General features: G+C 62.7%; 2 protein-coding genes. Both read left to right on the top strand.

Annotated elements, in window-relative coordinates:
- The coding region (locus EN893_RS30320; RefSeq protein ID WP_164901248.1) for a sorbosone dehydrogenase family protein at positions 1-1,104 on the top strand (1,104 nt) is incomplete at its 5' end.
- A gap of 274 nt (positions 1,105-1,378) precedes the next feature.
- A complete protein-coding gene (locus tag EN893_RS30315; RefSeq protein ID WP_127267552.1) occupies positions 1,379-1,996 on the top strand; it encodes a LysE family translocator in 618 nt (205 codons plus the stop codon).
- Positions 1,997-2,165: the final 169 nt, after the last annotated feature.

The raw sequence follows: 2,165 nt of genomic DNA, 5'->3' as shown, positions 1-2,165 counted from the left end.
GGATTCTCGGCCGAGCTGGTTGCATCCGGCATCGACAATCCACGCGTCGTGCGCGTCGCGCCGAACGGCGACCTGTTCGTCGCCGACAGCAAAGCCAACCAGGTCCGCATCTATCGCCTCGCCGAAGGCGGTGCGAGCCCTGTGCAGGACGGCATCTTTGCCGGCAGTCTCAAACGGCCCTATGGCATTGCCTTCTATCCGCCGGGCGCTGACCCGCAATGGGTCTATGTCGCCAATAGCGACAGCATCGTGCGCTTTGCCTACCGCAATGGCGACCTGAAGGCCTCCGGCGATCCGGAAACCATCGTCGGCAACATCCCGGCCAATCATCACTGGACCCGCGACATCGCCTTCTCGCCTGATGGCAAGACGCTTTATCTGTCGGTCGGCTCGGGATCGAATGTCGCCGAGCGCATGGGCAAGGAACCGAAGGGCGGCCTCGACGCCTGGGCGAAGTCGCAGCCGTTGGGTGCAGCCTGGGGTTCCGAAGACGGCCGCGCCGGCGTGCTGGCCTTCGATCCCGATGGCAAGAACGGCCGCATCTTTGCCACCGGCCTGCGCAACTGCTCGGGTATGACCGTGCAGCCGGCGACCGGCGCGCTGTGGTGCGTCGTCAACGAACGCGATGCGCTTGGCGACAATGTGCCGCCCGAATACGCGACCGTGGTCAAGGAGGGCGCCTTCTATGGCTGGCCCTGGTACTATATCGGCGACAATGAGGATCCGCGCCACAAGGGTGAGCGCCCCGATCTTGCCGGCAAAACGACCGTTCCCGATGTGCTGATGCAGGCGCATTCGGCTCCGCTCAACATCGCCTTCTACGAAGGGAAGAGCTTTCCGGCCGAATACAAGGGCGATGCTTTCGTCGCTCTGCACGGTTCATGGAACCGCGGCAACCGGACCGGCTATAAGGTGGTGCGATTGCTGTTCAAGGACGGCAAGCCGACCGGCGAATATGAGGATTTCATCACCGGCTTCGTCTCCAACGGCGAGGTCTGGGGCCGGCCGGTCGGTGTGGCGGTGACCATGGATGGCGCGCTGATCGTCACCGAGGACGGCAACGGTACCATCTGGCGTGTCACCCATGGCGACGGTCGCTCCTGATCTGCTTGGGTAGCGCAGGCCCCCTCACCCGGATTGCCAACCGAATTGCGAAGAGCAATTCGGGACAATCCGACCTCTCCCCGGCGGGTAGAGGAGGTAGGCGGGCCCGTGCTCGTCTCTTCTCCCCAGTGGGGAGAAGGTGGCCGCGAAGCGGCCGGATGAGGGGGCTTCGTGAGGCGAGGCCCCCGATATCTGGTGCAATAGAATCCGACCCCAGGGAATTCAATCTTAGCCGGTCCCATGCGACAAGGCATTCTGATCTGAGACGAATGCCATGACCCTTACCGGATTCCTCGCCTACAGCGCCGCCCTCGGCATCGCAGCCGCGATCCCTGGTCCCGGCATCACCGCGCTGGTCGCGCGTGCGCTCGGCTCCGGCTTCCGCTCGTCGCTGGCGATGTCCTTTGGCCTGATGGTGGGCGACATCACCTATCTGACCGCCGTGGTGCTTGGCCTCGCCTTCGTCGCACAGAGTTTCGGCATGGTTTTCCTGGCCATCAAATGGCTCGGCGTCGCCTATCTCGCCTTCCTCGGCTGGCGCTTCTGGAACAGCGGCATCACGCCCGAGACCGTCGAGGCCCGAACGGGCAGCGCGGGATTGCTGTCGAGCTTTGCCGCCGGCCTGACTGTCACGCTCGGCAATCCGAAGACGATGATCTTCTATCTCGCCATCACGCCGACCATCGTCGACCTGAAAACCATCACGCTGGCAGACTATGGTATCCTCGTCGCGCTGACCGTTGTCGTGCTGTTGGTGGTGCTGGTGCCGTATCTTGCGCTGGCTGCCAAGGCGCGCTGGTTCCTGAAATCTCCGCGCGCGCTCAAGGCGCTGAACCGCACGGCTGCCGGCTTCATGGTCGGTGCTGCTGCAGCGATTGCCGCCCGCCAATAGCGAGCTTTCGGCCAAAGCATTTCGCAAACAGGCCTTTGCGGGAAATGCTTTTCCGAGACGGCACTGTTTTAGACACAGGTCCCACTCGGATATTTTCAATCGACAGTCTATCTTGCACGGTCGAAGGTCCTATCTTGCCTGCAATTCCACTTGCCTGAAATCCTTACTC

It is taken from the genome of Mesorhizobium sp. M7A.F.Ca.CA.004.04.2.1 (genome assembly GCF_004022825.1).
GTDB lineage: Bacteria > Pseudomonadota > Alphaproteobacteria > Rhizobiales > Rhizobiaceae > Mesorhizobium.
Note: the sequence above shows the minus strand (reverse complement) of the source record. Positions and strands in the feature narration are given on the sequence as shown.